21 protein-coding genes are annotated in these 24,055 nt (G+C 38.8%); 4 read left to right on the top strand and 17 right to left on the bottom strand.

What is annotated here, in order from left to right; genetic code table 11:
• Nucleotides 1-6 precede the first annotated feature (6 nt).
• From paaD to paaA, 4 genes are all read right to left on the bottom strand, one after another.
• Entirely contained in the window at nucleotides 7-504 is a 498-nt protein-coding gene (gene paaD, locus TE34_RS15810; protein WP_047985813.1) for a 1,2-phenylacetyl-CoA epoxidase subunit PaaD, read from the bottom strand.
• A gap of 63 nt (nucleotides 505-567) precedes the next feature.
• Nucleotides 568-1,389 carry a 1,2-phenylacetyl-CoA epoxidase subunit PaaC gene (paaC, locus tag TE34_RS15805; RefSeq protein WP_047985779.1) on the bottom strand — a complete coding sequence of 274 codons (822 nt, stop codon included), beginning with the start codon at nucleotides 1,387-1,389 and terminating at the stop codon, nucleotides 568-570.
• Entirely contained in the window at nucleotides 1,386-1,739 is a 354-nt protein-coding gene (gene paaB / locus TE34_RS15800) for a 1,2-phenylacetyl-CoA epoxidase subunit PaaB (protein WP_047985778.1), read from the bottom strand. Before paaB ends, paaC begins: the two co-directional genes overlap by 4 nt.
• An 18-nt stretch (nucleotides 1,740-1,757) precedes the next feature.
• Nucleotides 1,758-2,747: a 1,2-phenylacetyl-CoA epoxidase subunit PaaA gene (gene paaA, locus TE34_RS15795; RefSeq protein ID WP_047985777.1), complete on the bottom strand. Its 990-nt coding sequence runs from the start codon at nucleotides 2,745-2,747 to the stop codon at nucleotides 1,758-1,760.
• A 456-nt stretch (nucleotides 2,748-3,203) separates the two neighbouring features.
• On the opposite strand from paaA, the gene paaX reads away from it, so the two are divergent.
• Nucleotides 3,204-4,037: a phenylacetic acid degradation operon negative regulatory protein PaaX gene (paaX, locus tag TE34_RS15790; RefSeq protein ID WP_047985812.1), complete on the top strand. Its 834-nt coding sequence runs from the start codon at nucleotides 3,204-3,206 to the stop codon at nucleotides 4,035-4,037.
• 122 nt (nucleotides 4,038-4,159) lie between these two features.
• Here the strand turns inward: paaX and TE34_RS15785 are convergent, their stop codons facing one another.
• Entirely contained in the window at nucleotides 4,160-4,531 is a 372-nt protein-coding gene (locus TE34_RS15785; RefSeq protein WP_047985776.1) for a VOC family protein, read from the bottom strand.
• Nucleotides 4,532-4,603: 72 nt separating this feature from the next.
• Entirely contained in the window at nucleotides 4,604-5,014 is a 411-nt protein-coding gene (locus TE34_RS15780) for a PaaI family thioesterase (RefSeq protein WP_236687174.1), read from the bottom strand.
• Between the two features lie 370 nt (nucleotides 5,015-5,384).
• On the opposite strand from TE34_RS15780, the gene TE34_RS15775 reads away from it, so the two are divergent.
• A complete protein-coding gene (locus tag TE34_RS15775) occupies nucleotides 5,385-6,365 on the top strand; it encodes an NAD(P)/FAD-dependent oxidoreductase (RefSeq protein ID WP_047985810.1) in 981 nt (326 codons plus the stop codon).
• Between the two features lie 49 nt (nucleotides 6,366-6,414).
• Here the strand turns inward: TE34_RS15775 and TE34_RS15770 are convergent, their stop codons facing one another.
• Genes TE34_RS15770 through TE34_RS15755 form a run of 4 tightly spaced genes read right to left on the bottom strand, consistent with a single transcriptional unit; the run spans nucleotide 6,415 to nucleotide 10,085 of the window.
• Entirely contained in the window at nucleotides 6,415-6,612 is a 198-nt protein-coding gene (locus TE34_RS15770) for a hypothetical protein (RefSeq protein WP_047985775.1), read from the bottom strand.
• Nucleotides 6,613-6,629: 17 nt separating this feature from the next.
• Nucleotides 6,630-7,355, bottom strand: a complete 726-nt coding sequence (gene cuyB / locus TE34_RS15765; RefSeq protein WP_047985774.1) for a cysteate racemase — start codon at nucleotides 7,353-7,355, stop codon at nucleotides 6,630-6,632.
• A 38-nt stretch (nucleotides 7,356-7,393) separates the two neighbouring features.
• Nucleotides 7,394-8,887, bottom strand: coding sequence for a Mur ligase family protein (locus TE34_RS15760; protein ID WP_047985773.1), 1,494 nt, complete (start codon nucleotides 8,885-8,887; stop codon nucleotides 7,394-7,396).
• Nucleotides 8,888-8,900: 13 nt separating this feature from the next.
• Nucleotides 8,901-10,085, bottom strand: a complete 1,185-nt coding sequence (locus tag TE34_RS15755; protein WP_047985772.1) for a carboxylate--amine ligase — start codon at nucleotides 10,083-10,085, stop codon at nucleotides 8,901-8,903.
• Nucleotides 10,086-10,368: 283 nt separating this feature from the next.
• On the opposite strand from TE34_RS15755, the gene TE34_RS15750 reads away from it, so the two are divergent.
• Nucleotides 10,369-11,625 carry a GGDEF domain-containing protein gene (locus tag TE34_RS15750; RefSeq protein ID WP_047985771.1) on the top strand — a complete coding sequence of 419 codons (1,257 nt, stop codon included), beginning with the start codon at nucleotides 10,369-10,371 and terminating at the stop codon, nucleotides 11,623-11,625.
• Nucleotides 11,626-11,668: 43 nt separating this feature from the next.
• Here TE34_RS15750 and TE34_RS15745 read toward each other — a convergent pair whose 3' ends face one another.
• The 5 genes from TE34_RS15745 to gltB form a co-directional block, all read right to left on the bottom strand.
• Entirely contained in the window at nucleotides 11,669-12,313 is a 645-nt protein-coding gene (locus TE34_RS15745; protein ID WP_047985770.1) for a DUF421 domain-containing protein, read from the bottom strand.
• A gap of 53 nt (nucleotides 12,314-12,366) precedes the next feature.
• A complete protein-coding gene (asnB, locus tag TE34_RS15740; RefSeq protein ID WP_047985769.1) occupies nucleotides 12,367-14,145 on the bottom strand; it encodes an asparagine synthase (glutamine-hydrolyzing) in 1,779 nt (592 codons plus the stop codon).
• A 107-nt stretch (nucleotides 14,146-14,252) separates the two neighbouring features.
• The gene (gene rlmN, locus TE34_RS15735) at nucleotides 14,253-15,320 is read right to left on the bottom strand and encodes a 23S rRNA (adenine(2503)-C(2))-methyltransferase RlmN (RefSeq protein ID WP_047985768.1); all 1,068 of its coding nucleotides are present in this window, start codon (nucleotides 15,318-15,320) and stop codon (nucleotides 14,253-14,255) included.
• Between the two features lie 322 nt (nucleotides 15,321-15,642).
• A complete protein-coding gene (locus TE34_RS15730; protein ID WP_047985767.1) occupies nucleotides 15,643-17,127 on the bottom strand; it encodes a glutamate synthase subunit beta in 1,485 nt (494 codons plus the stop codon).
• Nucleotides 17,128-17,150: 23 nt separating this feature from the next.
• Nucleotides 17,151-21,779, bottom strand: a complete 4,629-nt coding sequence (gene gltB / locus TE34_RS15725) for a glutamate synthase large subunit (protein ID WP_047985766.1) — start codon at nucleotides 21,777-21,779, stop codon at nucleotides 17,151-17,153.
• Between the two features lie 238 nt (nucleotides 21,780-22,017).
• Between gltB and TE34_RS15720 the strand changes: the two genes are divergently transcribed.
• Nucleotides 22,018-23,034 carry an LLM class flavin-dependent oxidoreductase gene (locus TE34_RS15720; RefSeq protein WP_047985765.1) on the top strand — a complete coding sequence of 339 codons (1,017 nt, stop codon included), beginning with the start codon at nucleotides 22,018-22,020 and terminating at the stop codon, nucleotides 23,032-23,034.
• Between the two features lie 95 nt (nucleotides 23,035-23,129).
• Here TE34_RS15720 and TE34_RS15715 read toward each other — a convergent pair whose 3' ends face one another.
• Nucleotides 23,130-23,381 (bottom strand): hypothetical protein, encoded by a 252-nt coding sequence (locus TE34_RS15715; protein ID WP_047985764.1) that lies wholly within the window; start codon nucleotides 23,379-23,381, stop codon nucleotides 23,130-23,132.
• Between the two features lie 17 nt (nucleotides 23,382-23,398).
• Nucleotides 23,399-24,037 carry a pentapeptide repeat-containing protein gene (locus TE34_RS15710; protein WP_047985763.1) on the bottom strand — a complete coding sequence of 213 codons (639 nt, stop codon included), beginning with the start codon at nucleotides 24,035-24,037 and terminating at the stop codon, nucleotides 23,399-23,401.
• Between the last annotated feature and the right edge of the window lie 18 nt (nucleotides 24,038-24,055).

Here is a 24,055-nt window from a genome sequence, read left to right as displayed (position 1 = left end):
TTCCCCCTAGTAATTGGTATTTAGTGGCTGTACCACTGGTTTCATTGCTTCAAAAGGATTACGGCAGGCCATGCAATATAAAATACTGCGACATGCAGTCGGCCCAAATATATTCTCCATGGAGGTGTAGTCTGAGTTGCAATACGGGCAGTTCACCGTCCATTCATCCCCTGGTCGGAAATTCTCTGGTGGTGGTGCAATACCATGCTTTTTTAACTCTTCTTTTCCTTTATCCGTTATCGCATCAGTCGACCATTGGATTTCCATCGTGAATTTCACTTGGCAAGCACGTACCCACGCTAATTCCTCCACTGCCTTTTTCACATTCATTTCGATAAACTCTAGTGCTGGACAGCCCGCAAATGTGGGAACCATTTTAATTTCAACGGAGTTCCCATCGATACGCACGTCATGTACCATTCCTAAATCATAAACACTAACTGAAGGGAGTTCCGGATCATCGACAGTTTTTAACACATTAAAAATTTCTTCTTGTCTAGTTATCTCTTTCACGTGTCTCTCCTCCTCTCCTTCATATTTATTCTAGTAATCTTAAAGACATGCCTATTACCAGGCTGCCGCTTTATCGCTGTTATACACTTCCGCTAATATATCGAGGGCTTGCTTTAAATCATCCGTGTGCTCACCGTTTCTACCACTTCCATATTTTTTACCAACTGGTCCTTCAGGTAAATCTACTAAAATTGTTTTAACCTCATCTAGCCACTTATCCTTTATTTCTTCTTCACTAATCGTTACTAAACGGTGTTTCCGCATATCAGTAGCAAGATTCCCTAATTCAAGGACATCTGCGAACTCCACCCAGGCCTCATCGATTCTTGTCTGCATGCGTTTTTTGGCTTCATCCGTTGAAGATTGCAGTTGCTTCATCCACAGCTTCCAATGTGCTAAATGATAGGGATGTTCCATCAATACCTTCCTAGCTACATGGGCTAATGGTTGATAGGAGCTATTTGCAATCGCTTCCAATTTAATCTTTTTGCAAGTTTCATAGAAATAATTCCGAACTACTGCTAAAGCCCAGTCATAATACGGCTCTTCTAAATACATTCCTTCACCATTACGCTTTTCCAAATAACAGCCGTTTCGACGTTCATCTGGCTGACGGTCATGGGCAAGAATATCTGCTCTTCCTTCCCCTAACTCTTCTAATAGGTTGTAGTACATAACCGCATGCCCCATCGTATTTTGGGTGATGGATGAGTATGCTACATCTTCCTCAATATGGGGGGCTAATCCTAGCCACTCCGATCCTCGAAAGGAAATTAACAAATCATCATCCGCTAATTGAAGTAAAAGTTCTCGCAATGCTTGGTAATACGTAGCATCTTGTTTGGCTTGCTCTGGCGTTTCGATGATGTTGCTCATTTTTTCTTCACCTCTTTCCAAGACATGATTTCCTTCTCATCAAGCATGCCTTGCTCTTTCTCCTTCCACTTTTGCCGCAAATAACCATAGCCTTTTGTTGTTCGATATTGCTTATTATCCAAACGGTTCGTTAGGCTCTGTCTTTCCTCACTATTCATCTTCCGAATATCACTTTGTTTCACGACCCAAACATCAACGACATCTTCACGACGCATGAAATTCTCCTGAGCCATTACCATTGCCATTTCTTTATTTGGTGCTAACAAGCTGAATTGGTGTTGCATCGGTGCTTTATTACCTCGTCTACTAAATACTTCATATACTTGGTAAAAATCAGACTCCTTCACCATTTACATCCTCCCCTCCAATTACACGTTTACAGGTTCCTGAGCTAGTGCCTGCCTTACCCAGCGATTATTTTCATAGGCAATCTCTCGTAAGCGTAGACGCTCTTTAGATTTTGGTCCTTTATTCCGGATGATTTGCTTAAATTCAGCCCAATCCGGCTGTTTATAAATCCACTTCTCTTCTTTTTCATCATAATGGATCGTTTCATCTGGAATCGTTAACCCAAGCGAGAATACCCGTGGTAAATATTTCGATAAGAATGCTTGGCGCAATTCTTCATTCGTGCTTTTACGAATCTTATATTTGATCATAATATCTTGTTTAGAAGAACCAGTCGTTTCTGCAGAAGCTGGTCCAAAGAACATGAGTAGAGCTGGCCACCAACGATTCAATGATTCTTGTAAAATACTACGCTGGTATTCATTCCCCTCAGCTAATGCCATGATGATAGATTCACCATGTTGCGCATGGAAAACTTCTTCCTGACAGATTCGTTGTAACGCCCGTTGGTATGGACCATAGGAGGCATCTAACATGTTCGTTTGGGACATAATTGCCGCCCCGTCCACAAGCCAGCCTACCATTCCAGCATCAGCCCAAGTCTTCGTCGGCATGTGGAATACATTATGAAACTTTAAATCTCCATTTAATAAATCTTCCATTAAATTTTCTCTTGTTTTTCCGAAAGGCTTCATTAGGTCTTCGGCAACACGTAGTAAAAGCTGCCCATGGCCCATCTCATCTTGCACCTTTGCCATAATACCTAGCTTTCTTCGCAAGGTAGGAGCTTTTGGTACCCATTCTTTCTCTGGTAGTGCTCCCATAATTTCACTAATCCCGTGCATGGATATTAATTTGATCAATGCCTGACGATAATCGGCTGGCATCCAGTCATCAGCTTCTATTTTTTCTCCTGCTTCAATTCGGGCCATAAATGCATCATATTTCTCTTGATCATGCTCTACATATGCAGTTGTCTTCGAATCCCCATCTTCCACATAGTTATACATCGTACCACCCTTTCATAACGTTTCATTAACGTTATGATAACAAAGTGTAATACTAATGACAATATGATAATTTTAATTTTTAGAAAATTATATCGACAAATCGTGCTATAATTGGTGATGTACTACCTTCATTTCGTTTTTTTAAGATGGTTCTATATAATTGAAATGAACATAATGGAAGAAAATGTAGGGATAAAACCTCTTAGCAGCCAGTATACACGGAGACTCCTGCGGGAGGACAGGCCTAGGTGAGACCCCGCAGTGCGTAAGCACGAGGAGGCTCAGCAGCCGCCCGCGGAAAGCGAAGTGTATACTGGCTGCGGACTCAGCAGGTTTATTAAAGATAACTATCCATTTCCCACAACTTTTGTTAAAATTTGAACCAATGATAAATACGTATTTGGATGTACATAAGAGAGGGCGTTTTAGTTGGAAAAGCAATTCAATACAAGATCAATGATATTTACATTATTTGGGGATTATATTAGACATTATGATAATGTCATTTGGATTGGTAGCTTAATTCGGTTATTAGAGGAATTCGGTCATAACGAGCAATCGGTTCGTGCGGCAATTTCTAGAATGAGCAAACAGGGCTGGGTACAATCGGAGAAGATTGGTAATAAAAGCTATTATTCTCTCACTGACAGAGGAAAAGCACGAATGGAAGAAGCATCGAAGCGAATCTATAAAACAGAGCACCCATCCTGGGATGGAAATTGGCGTTTGCTAGTCTACACAATTCCGGAAAACAAGCGTCACCTACGAGATGAATTAAGAAAAGAACTAGTTTGGAGTGGCTTTGGCTTGCTCTCTAACAGCTGTTGGATAACACCAAATCCTTTAGAAGAACAAGTTAATGTACTAATTGATAAATATGATATTCATGAATATGTTACTTTCTTCAATGCCTCTTACATTGGCACGAATAACGAAGAAGAATTAGTTCAGAAATGCTGGAATCTGGATGAAGTCAATGAAAAGTACCAGCAATTTATCCAAGAATATAGTCAAAAGTATGTGATTGATAAAAACAAAATTGAAAAAGGCGAACTATCCGATGGAAGTTGCTTCGTTAAATCAGCACTTTTAGTTCACCAATATCGTAAGTTCTTATTTGTTGATCCTAACCTTCCACAAGAACTGTTACCGAAGAAATGGTTAGGGGATTCTGCTGCATCTCTATTTACCGACTACTATAAAATGTTAATTGAACCCTCAAGACGATTCTTTAGGGAAGTATATGAACAGGGCGAAATCAACAAATTACAAGATAGCTTAAAGAAGTAGTAAAATAAAATATAATACACATTGGAAATCATAACTGCAATGGCGATTTACAATAGGATCAAAACATAAAGACGCATGGATAATTCGAATCCATGCGTTTGATTTATATTTAGAGGAATTTATTACGGACCAACAATTATAAGAACAATGTCATCTGCCATCGTACGCATAACAGCAAGATGTCCGCCAAAAGGTTTCTTGATTGGTGGTTGAATCCAATGTATATTACTATTTTCCTCATGTGTGTGATAGAATTCATTCACATCATCAACATAAACTTCAATATCAGGTTCTTTCAATTTCTCACTATCATGTAAAACAAACTCTGTATCTCCATCAGCAAATGATAATCCTACCATATTTGAGCCATCCGTTTGGTTAGAGCGAAACAATTCAGATGCTCCAAAAGTATTTTTATAAAACTCAACAGACTGTTCTATGTCTGGTGTGTAAAGCGAAATTGCTTGGATTTGTCTTATATTCCCTTTAGTCATCAAATCCTCCCCCCTAAAGCTTTAACACGTACGTATGTTCCCATTATATCATTTTAGTCTATCTAGTTACTACTATTTAATCAATAACGATGACACACACGTAGCAATCTTCTTCTCATTTTGAACAAGATCGGCCACTACATATGCTAACGTTCTCCCCATTTTCTCAACTCTAGCAGTTACCTCTATTTCTCCTTCCAATCCTGGTCGATGAAAGGTTGTATCCAAATCAATCGATACAAATCCTTGTTTATCCGTAAGCTTGGAAGCTATCGCATATGCCATTAAAATATCAGCTGCTGAGGATAAAAAGCCTCCCATTACTACACCTAGACCATTTATGTACTTTTCATCCACTTTCCAAATGCCTTTCGCAACGCCATCTTCGGCATACTCAACCTTTATCTGCATCGTTAAATCACATGGTGGAGGAGTTAATCCACTAGTTGCTACTTGTTGTAAATCAGAAATAGAATATTTCACTACTATCACTCCTATGAATCATTTAGTTTAGTTAATTCTATAAATAATAAACAAACGTTTGAATTACGTTATCTAAAATAATCTAGGACAACTTATTATTATCAATATAGTCCTAATTACAACAATTGGTTGTATTATCTACCAATTGTAAATACAACCCCTTACACTCCATGTAATCTATAAGGACACTTGAATAATGTAGGAGAAGATGCCTTTATTTTTCATTATTACAAATATTATTGACATTTTAACATATAATTTTTATTATTTATATATCAATAATATTATTTACGTTATTTTTACGTCATATAATAATTATAGAATTAAAACTAATTGGAACTATAAGAAAGGAGGCATACAGTTGAATCAGATGGTTGATATTACCATTATCGGTGCAGGCCCAGTCGGGCTTTTCACAGCATTCTATGCTGGAATGCGAGAAGCATCCGTAAAAATCATTGATAGTATGCCAGAAGTAGGTGGACAGTTAGCAGCACTATATCCGGATAAATACATTTATGATGTTGCTGGATTTCCTGGTGTCAAAGCAAAAGATTTAATAACTCAATTGCATAAACAAGCACTCACCTTTTCACCTACAATCTGTTTAAACGAGCAAGTTCAAGATATTAGTCAGACTGAGGACGGTTTATTTACTATTCAAACCTCAAAAGGCATTCATCTCTCGCGAAGCATTATTATCTCCGCAGGTGCCGGAGCCTTTGAACCGAGAAGACTGAAGCTAGACCAAGCATCATTCTATGAAAAGAGCAATCTTCACTACTTTGTAAAGCGATTAGAGGACTTTAAAGGAAAACGGGTATTAATTTGTGGTGGTGGGGACTCAGCTGTTGACTGGGCACTAGCTCTAGACGAGTTTGCCAGTGCCGTGACGCTTGTCCACCGCCGAGATGCTTTTCGAGCACATGAACATAGCCTAACCCAATTAAAAAATTCCTCTGTATCCATCAAAACACCATTTGAACCAATTGAGCTCATTGGGGAGGATGGAAAGATTAGTGAGGTTGTCCTCCAAGAGGTGAAGGGAGAACAGCAGAAAACTATTCCTGTTGATGAAGTTATTGTGAATTACGGGTTTATTACGAATATAGGACCGATTAAATCTTGGGGTCTAGAAACTACTAAGAATGCAGTTATGGTTAATGGAAAGATGGAAACGAATATTCCTGGGGTCTATGCTTGTGGAGATATTTGTTCCTATGAAGGGAAACCAAAGCTAATTGCTACTGGGTTTGGGGAAGCAACGATTGCCGTTAATCACGCCAAATCATTCCTCGATCCACGTGCAAAGCTGAGTGTTCATAGCACACATTTGTTTAGTACGACTTAATAAAAAGAGGATGTTTCAAAAGGGGATCCCCCTTAGAAACATCCTTTACTTATCGTTGCGTGTCTACTTCATACCATTCTTTGATTGAAATATTTTTATTATCATGTATCTTTTTAAACTTTGCTTTTGGAATTTTTACTTTAATATAATTTGCTTCTTCTACTGATAATCTTAATTCACGTTTACTTCTGCCATCCTTGAATGATTCGAGTAAGAATTCATCAAATGCTTCTTTATTTGATAACATGAATCTCCCCCCTTACTCTAATGAGATACGACTGCCGCCCGCTTGATTTCTTTTCCTGACCGAATAATGGATTCGTTCACTAATACTTGCATTGCATCAACACAATACTGCTTTAGATGATTGGAAATCTCAATACAGGAAAGCTCCGTACATCCCAGTATGACACAATCACATTTTTCTTTTTCAATTAGGTTAGAAATAATTTGTTCAAACGCTTTTACGTCAACAGGTTTATCGGCTTTAAAATCATAAATGGTTTGCATAACTTTATGTTGGTCATGCACATTTGGTATGAGAGCTTTCATATTATATTTATGACATTCTTCCTGATATATACCAGTATTAATCGTACCATCTGTTGCTAAAATACCAACCTTGGCAGTTTGTCCAAATTGAGAGCGGATCATGTTAACCGTTTCTTCAATCATATGAATAATAGGTATAGATGTCATCGCCTGCATTTCTTCATAGAAATAGTGAGACGTATTACAAGGAATGGCGATATGATCAATTCCAGCAGCTTCAAAGATTTCAAAATCTTTTCTTACCGCTTCTAGGAATGGTTCTTTATTATCATCAAGAATAGCCCTTGTCCGATCTGGAATCGTGGCATGGTTAAGAATAACCATGTCAATATGTTCTTGGTCTTTATTTGCTTTTGTATTTTCAATGACTCTCTCAAAAAATAACGATGTTGCAGCAGGTCCCATTCCACCTAATACACCGAGTTTTTTTTGTTTCATTTGTTCCACCTGCTTTGTATCTAGCTGCGTGCAGACACTTATTTTACTTCTACATTTTCTTTGTTTAATGCTTCAAGCGCTATACCAGCGCCATAGTCCATACCTTGGCAACCTGCTAGCAATACTAAATCACCCGAATTTGCTTTGGATAACGCATTGTTAACTGCGTCTGGTAATTCATCATATAAATGCACTTTAATATTCGCTTGATCCATTACACCTAAAAATGCTTTCACTTCATCATCGGTTACTTCATCTTTAGAGGTAGTATGGGATACACTACGCGTTGCTATTACTTCGTTAATTTTAAGTGCTTTAGCCCATTCTACAATAACCTCTGCATTCTCACGGTTAATCGTCGCTCCTCGTTGACCACGAATCGCATAGACGAGGTGTAAGTTCTCAAAGTCCATATAATCTATGGTTTGTAGTGTTACATTAATATTTCCTGGGTTAGCAAAGTGATCATCAACCACTTTGATATCCTCTTCATAGATGAATTCAAATCGTCGAGGTACACCAGTGAACTCTTTCAACGTTTCTTGGATGGTGGACACCCGAACTCCACTAATAAGGGCAGCTGTAATAGCAACCATTGCATTATAAACAGAGTGAAGACCAGGTACTCCTAGTTCCACATCAAATTCACTTGGTTCATACGTAATTCCATTTGCCTCAAATGACTTTAATATTTCAACCGTAAACTTACCTCTACCAGAAGTTAGATCGAGGTTTTTACAATGGATATAGCCCTCTTTATTCTCTACACCAAAGGAAATAACTTTAGCTTTTGTTTTATCTACAAGTGATGCAGAATAACGATCATCTAGATTCAATATCGCAAAACTATTTTCTGATGCATCTCGAATTAAGCTTGATTTTACTTCGAAGTATCTTTCGAAAGTTCCGTGCATCTCCATATGTTCTTTACTCATATTGTTTAATGAGACAATATCATATTCAACGCTTTCTACCCGGTTTAATTCTAATGCTGCCGAGGAAACTTCCATCGTCACATGCGTCACATCATTTTGAACCATTTCATTTAAATAACGTTGTAAGTCTAGTGATTCTGGTGTAGTTAATTCAGCCGGGATGGATTGGTCACCATTTTTAATGATAACTGTGCCAATCAAACCGGTGCGACGTCCTTCATTTTCTAAAATAGCATTCGTCATGTATGAGGTAGTTGTTTTTCCATTCGTAGCTGTAATCCCGATCATATTTAATTTGGATGATGGGTTTTGATAAAAACGAGCACCTAATCTAGCTAAAGCAATACGACTATCCTGTACCACGTATTGGGGAATATCCACATTCTCCTGATAATCCTCGACCACTGCCGCTACAGCTCCGCGTTTTACCGCATCCGGAAGGTACTTATGACCGTCTGTTTTATACCCCTTCACGCAGACAAAGAGATCCCCTTCCACAACTTTTTGCGAATGATAGGAGATATTATTTATTTCAACCTGTTTGACTTCCCTATCATTGGAAACTTCGATTGCCGATAACAATTCACTTAATTGCATTTCTAACTACCTCCTATCCTTTCCTTCGTCCGCCTAATAGCTTACCTACTCTAGCTTTCATAAATGATACTGCAGGCTTTGGATCACTTAAACTCCAGATGGCATATGCCTTTGGTCTAAACAATGATTTTACTACGGTACCTGGTTTCAGTTGACCGGTTTTCACATAATCCTTTACCGCTAGTAAATCTTCATAACCATACCAAAACGCACGATTTGTCGTTTCAGTAACTGCTTTTGGTTCGAGTGGTTGACCAATCATTTCTCGATAAGTTATATAAGGGAAATTGAGCCCTACTTTATAAAGTAAATGATTAAAGTTAGTAATACGAGCATTTATTTCAATCAGATAATATTCGCCTGTATCTTCATCTTTCTTAAATTCAATCTCCGCAAACCCTTTATAGCCAATTCCCTCTAAAAACTTCGAACCAAGTTCAAAAAGTTCGGGGGTGTACTTTTGAATGGTATATACGGAAGCACCAAAATTTATTGGATATTGACGTAATTTTTGGCAAGTCGTCCAATGCGTTACCTTGGATTCTTGGTTCAAGTAAGCATCAAACGTATACATATGGTCATCAAAACCAGGGATAATACGTTGAATGAATACCTCTAAGTTCGCATCCTTCGCTTTTTCTAGTGCATCCTCTAGCTCAGCCATTGTATGAACTTTAAAGATTTTTTTCCGAAACGTTCGTACAAAGGTTGGGGAGTCGAATGGCTTTACTAAGCATGGAAACTTAATCTCCCGTTCTACTTTCTCTTTGAAATTAGGCTCGTTTATTCTAATTGTCTCAGGTACTCGCACGCCATGTTTCACTGCCAGAGCGTGAAGCGTATCCTTGTTCATTACTTTCGTTGCTAACCCTTGCTCCGTTTGTGGAATCAAATAATATTCCTTGATCTCATGCAAATAAGTATCTATTACCTCTAGATATGTATCGTGACAAGGAATTAATACTGGCTTTGCGTCTTGTTTTTTCGCATAATCAATTAATGCATCGATAAATTTCCGCGTTTCGTTTTTATAATGTGGTACGATTATTTTTTCCGAACAATATTTAGAAGCAGCACCATAGCGATCTTCCTCGGAATAATCCACTGCAACAGTGTGGACACCTTCTTTACCAAGGCTTCTAATGGCACTAAGTCCTATATAATAGTTATTTCCTAAAATGACTGCTTTATGTTTCATATCCGATACTCCTATTAGGGTGTTATTATCCTATTCATATTTTTGTATGTTTATTAAAAATAAATAGTTATCCTTCTTTATTATATACCCCTCATTATACGCGTGTACAAGGTTTACTTCAATAAGCCATTATTCTCTTTTGTAGGCAGGAAATTATTAAATCCATAACTTTTAGCAAAATTATTAATTATTAGAATTAAAAATATGTTATATTATAGTATAGGAATATATACCCAATTGTTATTGGTAGATAGATATATAAGTAAAGGGGGGAGGGAAGTCAATGCGCTTAGATAGAGTATTTATTATTCTACTATTTATTACTTCAGTTATTGTTGCATTTCGTGCTGGTGGCATACAGGTAGAGTTACAAGATTACTTTATTGCACTATTTCTTTTTTATACCTTTTCTACTTTATATTATCACCTAAAGGTAGTTGTCAAACAAGGAAGTTCAACCATTGACTATACCATTCCCTATAGCTTAGGGATTGCTCTCTTCGTTGGACCCTTTGGTGCATTCTTCTATGAAGCACTCTATATGTTTACAGTTTATGGCATTCGTAAGGCAACGAAAATTGCTGACGACGAAGAATTATTACATACCTTTTATAATACTGGTGCTTTTGCCCTAAATGGTGCAATAGGATATTATCTATTTCAAGCACTAAATCCAATCTTTGCAAATATACCATTTGGTTTTTGGATATTAATCATTACAATCGTAATCATCATGTCCTATTTATCCCACATCTACTTATCGATTGTCTTTCTGTTAATGGGAGAAATTAAAACAATGAAAGAGGCACTCTCTTTTATTAAGAGCAGAAGTATTCTTGACATTGGCAAAATAGCTTTCTCTAATGGATTATTATTTGTCTTCTTGGAAAGCAAACAATGGGAAATGGTCGTTGGATTATTCTTATTAAACTACTTAGTAAGTCGGTCGAACATTGCCATTAACCAAACGCTCCAACATAAGTTGGAACGAGATAAGTACGAACAAATGGCGTATACTGATTTTCTAACTGGGCTATATAACCGAACCTTTATGGATAAAAAAATGGACGAGCTTAATAACTCCAAAGAACCTTTAGGAATCATCGTATCAGATATTGACTCTTTCAAGCTAATTAATGATTCCTATAATCACGCAGTGGGAGACCGCGCTATTCAGCATTTTGCCGCGACTGTACAAAGTTTTCTTCGAGAAGATGATTATTTATTTCGGAGTGGTGGCGAAGAGTTTACGATATTCTTAAGAAACCGTAGTTATGAAGAGTGCTTTGCATTAGTAGAGGAAATCAGAGATGGGATAAAAAACACCCCAGCTATTGCAGAATACAACAATGAAGCCATTCAAATCCCAATGACTGCTTCATTCGGACTCTACTACTATAAGACGAATGATGCACTAGATATAAAGAGAGCATATGTGTATGCGGATCAACTGTTAATTAAATCAAAAGACCTTGGTAAAAATCGAATTTCAGCCAAAAACGGCATAGCAGATATACCGCTGTCGTCAAGATATCAATAGAGGAGGTTATTCCACAGGATGTGGTATAAACCTCCTCTATTGATTATTGTAGATGCTTAGGAACCTGCTTATCATGGCTGTTATCAGCCGCTTCCGTAAATAAATTATCCTGAAATTTTAGTTGTTCTACATTCTTTTTCATTTGTTTAATTTGTTCATTTAATTCCATGATATGTTCATTCGAAGTTGACATACTTTTTATCAAGTCCACTAGTTGTTGGAATTCTTTCTTGGTTACTGGCTGTGCTTCCGGTTTAAGTGTAAATCCGAGCTGCCCATTCGGTTCTAGTGTCGCATACTGTATATCTGTTATCTTGGTCACATTTTGTTGGCGTAGATTTGCCTCGAGTTGATCCACTGTTAGCCTTACTTTTCTTAGATTTGTTTCGTTAATCGTACCATTATCGATTAATATCTTTGATCTTCCGGATATTATTTTCTCAAAAAAGTCTCCCTTAATCTGGGTATACTCCATAAAAATTAAGGTTAAAACTAGGATTGCACCAACACCTATTGTGACCCAAATATTTTTGTCTGCAACAGGTTGAATTAATAACGATCCGATTCCAATCATAATTACCGTCTGGGGTAGGGTCATTTGTGAAATAGACTTTCTTCCTGCAAACCGTAATAGTACAGTTCCAGCAAGTACAATTAGTACCGCTTTCCATATCCAATCTAATTCCATAAAAACCTTCCTCTTTTGTTCTAATATGGTAAGTTTTTGTAATAAGATGGTAATTATTCATTTTCAATGAAAATCTGATGCCATAGCATAAACATCAAAATGGTCCAAACTCTCCTTGCGTTATCCCGACTTCCTTTCGCATGGTCCGTTAATAATTTGAGGCAATATGCCTTATCCAATAAACAGTCTGTTTCACTTTCCTGCATTGTTTCATAAGCCCAATCATATAGTTCGTTCTTTAGCCAACTTCGGATTGGAACCGGAAAGCCTAACTTCTTTCGGTTTACTACATCACTAGGAACAAAGTCCATTGCAGCTTTCCGTAAAATCACCTTTGTTTGTTTATCTGCAATTTTATATGCTACCGGTATTTTACTAGCAACATCAAAAACTTCTTTATCTAAAAATGGTGTTCGTAACTCTATTCCATGCGCCTTTGTCATGTGTTCTGCTTTTAATAAAATATCTCCCGGCAACCACGTATGGATATCAACATATTGCATTTGATGTGTTGGGTGCTCGTCATGAACACGCTGGAAAAGGTCCTCCGTTATATTCCTATACCGGTTTGATGGATGATAGGTTTTTAAAAAGAGTTGCTTTTCTTTTTCCTCAAAAATCTTTGCATTACCTATATACCGTTCGTTGAGAGGTGTCGTCCCTCGTTCTAAAAAGCTTTTACCTACCCAGCCAATAGGAATTACTCTCGATAGCTTATGGAGCCCATTTAATAGGGCTGGTGATAGATGGTGAAAGAATTTGAGCGATTGATACTCTCTGTATATGTTATATCCGCCAAACAATTCGTCTGCACCCTCACCCGACAGAACAACCTTCGTATGTTCACTAGCTAGCTTGGCAGCGAAGTATAACGGCACACACGACGGATCTGCTAGTGGTTCACCAAGGTAACGCACAATGGTAGGTAGGATATCTACATATTCCTGGGGTTTAATAATATAAGAAATATTTTCTACCCCCAGTTCTAATGCGGTTTGTTGTGCTATCGGAACTTCCGTATATCCCTCTTCCTCAAACCCAACGGAAAAGGTCTTTATAGCAGGATTAACGTCTTTTGCTAAGGCAACAATCAGGCTTGAATCAATTCCACCTGATAAGAGTGAACCAACTGCTGCTTCCCCTTGAATATGTGCTTTGACTGAATCAATCATCACTTCCTGAATACGATTGATGATTTGTTGCTCATTTCCATCTACTGGTACAAAATTCGCTTGAAAGTAGGCGTGTTTTTGGAGAGGGTTTGGTAGTTGTTTGATGAAGAAGTGACCTGGTTCTAAGCTTGTAATTTCTTTGGCTAAGGTCATCGGAGTAGGAACATATTGAAAGGAGAAGTAATGTTGTAATGCTTCTTCGTGAAGAGTTAAATTGGGGCTAAGCTCGGTTATGATTTGTTTCTCTGTAGAAAATATTATTTCCTCATCGGTTTCCATATAATAAAAAGGTTTTATCCCAAAAGGGTCTCGTACTGCATAAAGAGTTTCATCTTTTGCATCCCATATCACAAATGCGTACATCCCTCGAAGTAATTTAAATGCTTCCTTGCCACTTTCTAGAAACAGGGTCGCGAGGACTTCTTCGGCTGTATCCCCTTCAAATTGGTATCCCTTGTTTTCTAAAGTCGCTCGTAAAGTTCTCTCATTATATAAATCGCCATATAAAGCTACTTGAAAACGGCTCTCCATAAAGGATCTTGGTTCAATTTGATTATTTTCCGTGAGACAAAATAGTTGGAGTGGATTATCTTTATCATCAATCTCTTCTTCACTATGCTCTAATTCGTTCTTTTTAAGCACACCATAAAATCCAGACATATTCATTTCCCCTTTTTAATGATTAGACGTATTTTTTGTGTTATTTTATTCAGTAAAAAAAAGACTGACTCTAATTTTTTAGAGCCAATCTTTTTATAGGACCATTTTTATACGATTTTTTGTTTTTTAATTTGCTTACTTCTTAGCTGTCCACATGCAGCATCGATGTCTGCACCGTTTTCCCAGCGAACACCACTATTTATTCCATTCTTCTTCAAGACTTCGTGGAATGCTTGGATAGCACTTGTTTCACTTCGTTGGTACTGACCATGTTCTTCTACAGAGTTGTAAGGAATTAGATTCACATAAGATAAGTGGCGTTTGCTTCGCAGTAATTTAGCTAGCTGTAGAGCCTCTTCTTTATGATCGTTAACATCCTTTAACATAATATACTCGTACGTAATACGGCGATTAGAATTTTCTAGATAATAATCAACGGCTTTCATCAACTTCTCAATTGGGAAAGCACGGTTTATTTTCATAATCTGCGTACGCAATTCATTATTTGGCGCATGTAACGAGATTGCTAAATTCACCTGTAATCCAGTATCAGCAAACTCATAGATTTTATGAGCCAAACCACTCGTAGAAACAGTGATATGACGTTGGCCAATCTTCAGACCTTTTTCATCATTTACAACGTTGATGAAATCAAGAAGGTTCGTGAAGTTGTCAAATGGTTCACCGATACCCATTACAACGATATGGCTCACACGTTCATCTTTTCCTTGCTCATCCAAGTGCTTTTGAACCTTCATAATTTGTTCTACGATTTCTCCACTGTCTAAGTCTCTACTTTTTCTTAGTAGTCCACTTGCACAGAAGGTACAACCAATATTACAGCCTACCTGTGTCGTTACACAGACGGAAAGACCGTAATTGAATCGCATGAGAACCGTCTCAATTAAATTTCCATCTGCTAACTTAAATAGAAATTTAACCGTACCATCTTTAGAAACTTGTTTAATTTCTTCGTCTAATGTTTCAATGACGAAATTCTCTTGTAGAAGTTCGATGGTTTCTTTGTTGACGTTTTTCATATCCGAAAACTCGTGAACACGTTTCTTGTATAACCAATCCCATACTTGTTCGGCACGGAATCGCTTTTGTCCTTTTTCAACTAACCATTCTGTTAGTTGCTCGATTGTTAATCCATAGATGGATTTTAATTGCATAGTATACTCATCTCCAAATTTCTATATCAACTAGATAACTAGTATTAGTTTTACCGGAATTACTTTACTATCATACTTGATATGGGAATTTGAATCAAATTAATTTTTTCGATTTCCTTGCCTAATCCGCAGCCCGTATACACTTCGCTTTCCGCGGGCGGCTGGTAAGCCTCCTCAGAGCTATCGCTCTTCCGGGGTCTTACCTAGGCCTATCCTCCCGCAGGAGTCTCCGTGTATACGGGCTGCTCAGAGGGTTATCCTAGCTTCTTATCCTAATTAAATATATACACTATAAATACTTTAAATTTCCCAAAACAAAACATCACGGTAAATCTGTTTCTCCCATTAGGTATTTGTCGCATTCTCTTGCTACTTCTCGGCCTTCGTGGATGGCCCAGACGATGAGGCTTTGGCCTCTTCGCATGTCTCCTGCTGAGAAGACTCCGTCTATGTTGGTTTTATATTCTCCGTATGCTGCTTTGGCAGTGGAGTTGGGATTTGTTTCTAGTTGGAGTTGATGGAGTAGTTGTTGCTCTGGGCCTTGGAAGCCAATGGCTATTAGTACGAGATCGGCTGGCCACACTTTTTCTGTGCCTGGTATTTCTTCACGCACTTTTTTACCGTTTACATACTTATTTCTGACATTAATCGTATGGACTTCCTTAATATATCCGGACGTATCTCCCACAAATTTCTTTGTCATTACTGCAAATGCTCTTGGATCTTCTCCATATTTATGCGCAGCTTCCTTCTGACCATATTCCACGCGGTGAATAATTGGATATTGTGGCCATGGGTTAGAGGTAGCATCACGTTCTACGCCCTTCTTTTCATATATATCAAATTGCGTTAAGCTTTCGCAATTGTGTCGAACGGCCGTAGCTAAACAATCCGTACCTGTATCACCACCACCAATAACAATGACATGCTTATCTTCAGCCGAAATGTAGTTGCCGTCTTTTAAATCTGAATCTAATAAACTTTTCGTGTTTTGGTGGAGAAAATCTATTGCGAAATGAACGCCTTCTAGGTGATTCCCCTCTACATCCATACCGCGGTGAACCGTCGATCCCGTTGCTAAAATAGTAGCGTCGAACTCCTCGTTAAGTCTCTCTACTGAATAGTCCTTACCAACCTCGGTATTCGTTAGGAATTGAATACCTTCTTCTTCTAATAGGTTTACCCTTCTTTCCACAACATGATAGGGTAGTTTCATTTCGGGAATACCATAGGTTAATAGACCGCCGACTCTATCATCACGCTCAAATACCGTCACGAGATGGCCTGCTTGGTTTAATTGCGCTGCTGCCGCTAGGCCTGTTGGACCTGATCCAATCACTGCCACCTTTTTACCCGTTCTTTCCTTTGGGGGATTCGGTGTAATCCATCCTTTTTCAAACCCCTTTTCTACAATGGTCCTTTCAATTGACCGAATTGTAACTGGTGGTTCATTGATACCAAGAACACAGGCTCCTTCACAAGGGGCCGGGCAAGCAATACCTGTAAATTCAGGAAAGTTGTTCTTTGCATGCGCACGAATGAGCGCTTCCTCCCATTTCCCCTCATATACGAGCTGATTCCATTCCGGTATTAAATGATTAAGCGGGCACCCTGTTGTAACCCCATTAATTTCCATTCCTACATGACAGGTTGGGACGCCACAATCCATGCACCGTGCTCCTTGCAATTGAACATCTTTTTCGCTTGGTGGAGAGGTATAATCCTTCCAATCCTTTATTCGTTTCTCTATTTCCCTTTCCGGTTGTGGTAATCGTTCATACTCTATAAATCCGGTATGTTTCCCCATAAAGATCCTCCTTTCCGACTTATCTAGAAGCTTGGTAGTTTTTCTTTAGACAGTTTAGTAGTGTTATCACGTTCCTTACCTTGCTTCAAGTTATTCTGATGCATCTCTTGAAATGCCAATAACTCTGCTTCATCCTTATCGAATCCAGAAAACATTAACTCTTTTATTCTTCCTTGAATCGTTGCATATGTTTTAGGTATCACACGAATGAATTTACTTACGTTGATTTCCCAGTACGATAAGATTCGTTCTGCATACACACTGTTCGTATGACGGACATGCTTTTCGATTAATTCATACACTTCATCGACTTCTGATAAGTCTTGTAGTCCTTGTATGTGAACCATCTCTGGATTTGCTTTTTCTCTAAAGCTTCCATCGGCATCATAGATGTAAGCAATGCCTCCTGACATCCCTGCTGCAAAGTTTTTCCCTGTTGCTCCTAGAACGACAACTTTTCCACCAGTCATGTATTCGCAACCGTGATCACCAACACCCTCTACTACAATATTTGCTCCGCTATTTCTTACGGCAAAACGCTCTCCGGCTATACCACGTATAAATGCTTCTCCAGAGGTAGCACCGTAAAACGCAACATTTCCAACGATAATATTTTTTTCTGGTTGAAATGTAACGACTGGATCTGGGTGGACAATAATCCTCCCTCCTGACAGTCCTTTTCCAATAAAATCATTGGCATCACCGATTAACCTTAGCGTTACACCTTTTGGAATATAGGCACCAAAGCTTTGACCAGCAGAGCCATTGAAGTTTAGCTTAATCGTATCCTCTGGTAAACCTGCTTCACCGTATTTTTTTGTAATCATACTTCCTAATAACGTTCCGGTCGCTCGGTGAATATTTCGGATTGCTGTTGTACATTCAACTTGCTTCTTTTCTTTAAGTGCTCGTTTGCAATTTGGAATCAGTTCTTGATAATCTAATGTTCGTTCGATACCATGATTTTGTTCTACCTGTTTATACCTTCCTGCTGTTTCACCTTTTAACGGTTGGTATAATAATGCAGATAGGTCAATATCCTTTGCTTTCCAGTGATTAATATCTTTTGTTATCTCTAAGGCTTCTGTCCGACCAACCATTTCAGTGATGGAGCGGAAACCTAGACTCGCCATCAGTTCACGGGTTTCCATTGCAATGAATCGCATAAAATTGACCACATGCTCTGGCTTTCCAGTGAACTTCTTTCGTAGCTCTGGGTTCTGCGTAGCAATACCAACTGGGCACGTATCCAAATGGCAAACACGCATCATGACACATCCTAACGCGACGAGGGGGGCAGTAGAAAAACCAAATTCCTCTGCTCCCAGTAATGCCGCAATTACCACGTCTCTCCCCGTCATCATCTTGCCATCTGCTTCCAGGGCAATACGGTCACGTAACCCGTTTAATACTAATGTTTGATGTGTTTCAGCCAAACCAATTTCCCAAGGTAAGCCTGCATGCTTTAGGCTCGTATTAGGAGCAGCTCCAGTCCCACCGTCATAGCCACTAATTAAGATGTGGTCTGCTCTGCCTTTTGCTACGCCTGCTGCAATGGTACCGACACCAACCGCTGAAACGAGTTTCACACTAATTCGTGCATCAGGGTTCGTGTTCTTTAAGTTGTAAATTAATTCCGCTAAATCTTCTATCGAGTAAATATCATGATGTGGTGGTGGAGAAATTAATTCCACACCTGGAGTTGATCCACGTACTTCTGCTACCCATGGATATACTTTTTTACCAGGCAGGTGTCCACCTTCGCCAGGCTTTGCACCTTGCGCAACTTTTATTTGTATCTCATCTGCATTTACTAAGTAATTACTAGTCACACCAAATCTCCCAGAAGCCACCTGTTTTATTGCACTTCTTCGCAGGTCACCATTTCGATCAACCTGAAAACGGTCAACGGCTTCTCCGCCTTCACCAGAATTACTTTTTCCACCGATTCGGTTCATGGCAATCGCTAGTGATTCATGTGCTTCCTTACTTATCGCCCCGAAAGACATCGCACCCGTTTTAAACCGTGCACAAATATCCTCTACAGACTCCACCTCATCAATCGGGATTGGTTTTCGTTTCTTAAACGTTAATAACCCTCTTAACGATTGGAGATTTTCCTTTTCATCCGTTAACAGTTTCGAATAGGTTTTAAATAGTTGGTAATCGCCAGAGCGCACGGCATGTTGAAGAGTATAAATCGTTTTAGGATTATACTGGTGATCCTCACCGTTTGCACGATACTGATAGTCATCCCCGTCCTCTAAGGCTAACGTTGTTCCACGATGACGCTTAAAGGCCTTCTCATGTCTCATTAACACCTCTTGCTGAATCAGATCTAACCCAATTCCACCTATACGAGAGGCTGTACCAGTAAAATATTTCGCGATTACTGTGGTAGCGATTCCTACTGCTTCAAAAATCTGCGCTCCTAGGTAACTTTGAATCGTTGCTATCCCCATTTTAGATAGGACCTTTACAATGCCATCTGTTACAGCACCAATATATTTTTGAACGGCTTGTTCTGTTGAAATGGGCACAAAAGCTTTCTTCTCTACTAGAGCTTCTATCGTATCAAAGGCTAGATATGGTGTTATGCCTTCTGCGCCATATCCAAGTAACGTTGCGAAATGATGAACTTCTCTTGGTTCTCCAGATTCAACAATAATACTTACCTTCGTACGTATACCCTTGCGAATTAAATGATGGTGCAACCCACTGACAGCGAGTAGCGAAGGAATAGCGGCCTTCGAATTGGATAGTCCGCGATCCGATAAGATGATAAACTCAACGCCACGTTCTAATTCACGATCCACTTCATCAAATAGCGACTGCAATGCGTTTTCTATATCACTATCGATATCAAATAAGGTTGAAATCGTAGTGGATTGGTAACCGTGCACTCTATTTTTGCGAATTATTTCTAACTGCTGTTTCGTAAGGAGTGGGGTAGTTAATCGGATTTTCTTACTGTTCTCTGGGCTGGGTACGACCATGTTTCCTTCTGGTCCAATACTAGTAGTGGTCATCGTAATCATTTTTTCTCGAATTGCATCAATTGGAGGGTTGGTAACCTGGGCGAATAACTGTTTAAAGTAATCAAATAATAATCTTGGTTTTTTGGATAATATAGCTAACGGTGCATCATATCCCATGGAACCAATTGGATCTTTCCCCTCCGCTACAAGAGGCTTGATAATCTTATCTATTTCCTCTCGGGTATAACCAAAGGCAACTTGGTTTTTTAATAAGTTCATTTCTCTCAAGGGAGCCATCTGTTCTTTTGGATCAGGTATATCATCAATATCCTTTAACTCCATAAGCCATTCTTTATACGGTTGTTGTGTTGCTACTTGAAGCTTGATTGTTTCATCTGGAATGATGATTCCTTTCTCCAAGTCAATCAGCAACATTTTTCCAGGTTCAAGACGGCTTTTGTATAAGATATCGTCTGCAAAAATATCCAAAGAACCAACTTCAGACCCCAGGACAATCATGCCATCCTTAGTTACGTAGTATCGTGCCGGCCGCAGCCCATTTCGGTCTAAACATGCACCGATTTGGGCTCCATCTGTAAACACAACTGCACTCGGTCCATCCCACGGCTCCATAAATGTACTATGATATTCATAAAAATCCTTCTTCTCTCCAGCCATAGTTGGTGCATTCGCCCATGGCTCTGGAATCATCATCATTGCTGTATGAGCTAAGGAGTACCCCGATAGATGCAAAAATTCAAATGCATTATCAAAGATAGATGAGTCGCTACCATCTGCATCCACTATCGGTCGTATCCTTTGCAAGTCTTGCTCCGGAAAATATTCGGATGCACATAATCCTTCACGTGCCATCATCCAATTGACATTTCCGCGTATCGTATTAAATTCACCGTTATGAATGGTGTATCGATTAGGGTGTGCTCGTTTCCAGCTTGGAAAAGTGTTCGTACTAAACCTCGAATGCACTAATGCGAGTGCCGATTTAAATTCAGGGTGGTTTAAATCAATGTAGAAGGAGTCTAATTGTTCTGGGATTAGCATTCCTTTGTAGATGATTGTTTGTGACGATAGGCTACATATGTAGGTGTCATGATAGGCGGTATGTTGGTTCATTACTTTCTCTATTCGTTTGCGGATGATGTATAGTTTTCTTTCAAACTCTTTCTTGTCCGTAATCTGTGGCGACTTTTCAATGAACCCTTGTCTAATGGTAGGTTTACTTTCTAGAGCTACTTCTCCAATAAAGGAATCGTTCAGCGGAACGGGGCGCCATCCTAGAAAAGTTTGCCCTTCTTCCTCTACAATAGATTCAATAATGTTTTTACAAGTTATTCTCGTTTCGAGGTCATTTGGAAGGAAGAACATCCCAATGGCATAGTCATTTGCCTTAGGCAGGGTTATCCCTTCTTTGGCACATTGTTTCTGAAAAAACCGATCTGGAATTTGGGTGAGTATTCCCGCACCATCACCCGTACTTGTATCGGCAGATTGCCCACCTCGGTGCTCCAAATTACAAAGCATATTAATCGCATTCTGAACGATAGCATGTGACTGTTTTCCGTTTATATTTGCAATCATCCCAATACCACAAGCTTCATGCTCTAAGTCTGGGGCGTATAGTCCCTGTTTTTCAGGGTAGTCTCTTTCTGACATATGTTAGCTCCTTTCTGAAAATAATTAGCCCAAAAGAATAAGCGATAACTACAATTATAGCATAATTACAGTCAATACACAATATTCAGATAATTACAGTTGCACAATTCCTTTTATAGCAAGGGATGAAAACGTTAACAACACGTTCATTAAATTTGCTTATAAGCGTTAAATTGGACTATAAGATGTAAAATCCTTATCATTGCTTACTAAGAAGAGTTTAAAGGAGTGTATCGACTTGATTTCAAATCATGCGAAAACATTTAAAAATATACCACTGTCTGTTCTTGACCTAGCTCCCATTACAGAAGGAAGTAATGCTAGTCAGTCCTTTAAGAATAGTGTAGAGCTAGCACAACATGTAGAAAAATGGGGATTTAACCGATATTGGCTAGCGGAACACCATAACATGGAGGGAATCGCAAGCTCTGCTACATCTGTTGTTATCGGTCATATCGCTGGAGCAACGAACCATATGCGGGTTGGTGCAGGTGGGGTCATGTTACCAAACCATGCAACATTAGTTATTGCGGAGCAGTTTGGCACACTAGATGCGATGTATCCCGGAAGAATTGATCTTGGTTTAGGAAGAGCTCCTGGAAGTGATCAGGCAACAGCTTATGCGTTACGAAGAACGTTAAATATGAGTGTCGAGGATTTTCCGATGCAGGTGAATGAATTGCAGGATTACTTCTCAGATGAACCCTTTTCACGAGTGAAGGCCGTTCCTGGGTTAGGTGCGAAAGTTCCGATTTGGTTACTCGGCTCAAGTGGTTTTAGTGCCCAATTAGCTGCCCATAAAGGATTACCTTTCTCCTTTGCGAGCCACTTTGCACCAGCGTATCTTTTCCAAGCACTAAAATTATATCGAGACAACTTCAAGCCGTCTGAGCAACTGGATAAGCCTTACGTTATGCTAGGAATCAATGTTATTGCTGCTGACACCGATGAAAAAGCCCAATTCATTGCAACCTCTCAGCAGCAGCAGTTCCTAAAATTGCGTAGAGGAAACCCTGGTAAGCTCCAGCCTCCTGTCGATAATCTAGATGAATTATATTCTCCTGCAGAACTAGCAGCTGTTAGGGAAACATTAGATCCTAAGACTACCATCGTAGGAAGTCCAGAAACTGTGCGGAAAGGCATTGAAAGCTTTATTGAAGAAACAAAGGCAGATGAATTAATTATTGGTTCTCAAATTTTCCATCAAGAAGACCGATTGAGATCATTTGAGATTGTTGCAGATATGATGGCGTAAACAACTGGTAGGAAGTCTTGTTAATGATAATTATAGAAAGATACAGGTTGAACATTTTACACCTGTATCTTTCTTTTTCCATTTTTCGAACATCCTTAAAGCCACCTTAGTAATATCACAATTGCTAATCCCACAATGACTCCTATATCTATAGCAATTCTATTATTCTCTTTTTTCTTCTCTACTATATTGATGACCTTGCCAAGTACTATGAAAACAATTGATATAGTAATTATTGTGTTACTCGTGGTTGAGCTGAAACTGGCATCAGAAATAAAAACTATTAGTGTCGGAATAGCAATTAACAGGACTGCACTTACATATAAGATTAGTTTTAATTTATTCATTCTATGATGCCTCCCCCTTAGATATCTTTAATCTCAAGCCCCATTAACCTAGCAAATCCTAATGCCTGTTCTGTAGACACCGTGCAGCCTCGCATACTTTCGAGGGAAACTTGCAATTCTTCAAATCTGCAAGTTGATAAATCAACACCTACAAGCTTCGTATTGGAAAAATTAGTTTCATTAATATCAGACTGTTGAATATCCACCTTTTCAAACTTACATTCATAAAAGTCACTACTTTTCATAGCACACTCTGTGAATCTTACTTGCTTCAGTTTGGAGTAACCAAATGCACTAAAGTTTAACTGACAGTTGTCAAAAAGTACATTTTCTAAAGTCGATTCAGCCATACTGACTCCAGTTAATTTCGATTGCTTGAATTCAGCCCGATGAATGCTGGATTTGGACAACTCAACATTCGACAAATCACAATGGTCAAAGAAACAGTCGGTTATATCGACTGATGAAAAATCTCCTTCAAAAGTAACATGGTCAAATATTACTTGATCAAATCGAAACCGATCTATTCCATCACTTGATATCACACAATTTTTGTATGTAACATTATCATAATAACCATCTTCTAATTGCTCAAAATCCTTTATTGGTAATTCGGGTGGTAATTTTGGTTTTTTAATTGTAAGCGACTTGCTCATGGTACTCCCTCCAATTCT

Source organism: Ornithinibacillus californiensis (genome assembly GCF_001038485.1).
Classification (GTDB): domain Bacteria; phylum Bacillota; class Bacilli; order Bacillales; family Amphibacillaceae; genus Ornithinibacillus; species Ornithinibacillus californiensis.
The sequence above is the reverse complement of the archived record's forward strand: the minus strand, read 5'-3'. Positions and strand labels throughout refer to the sequence as shown.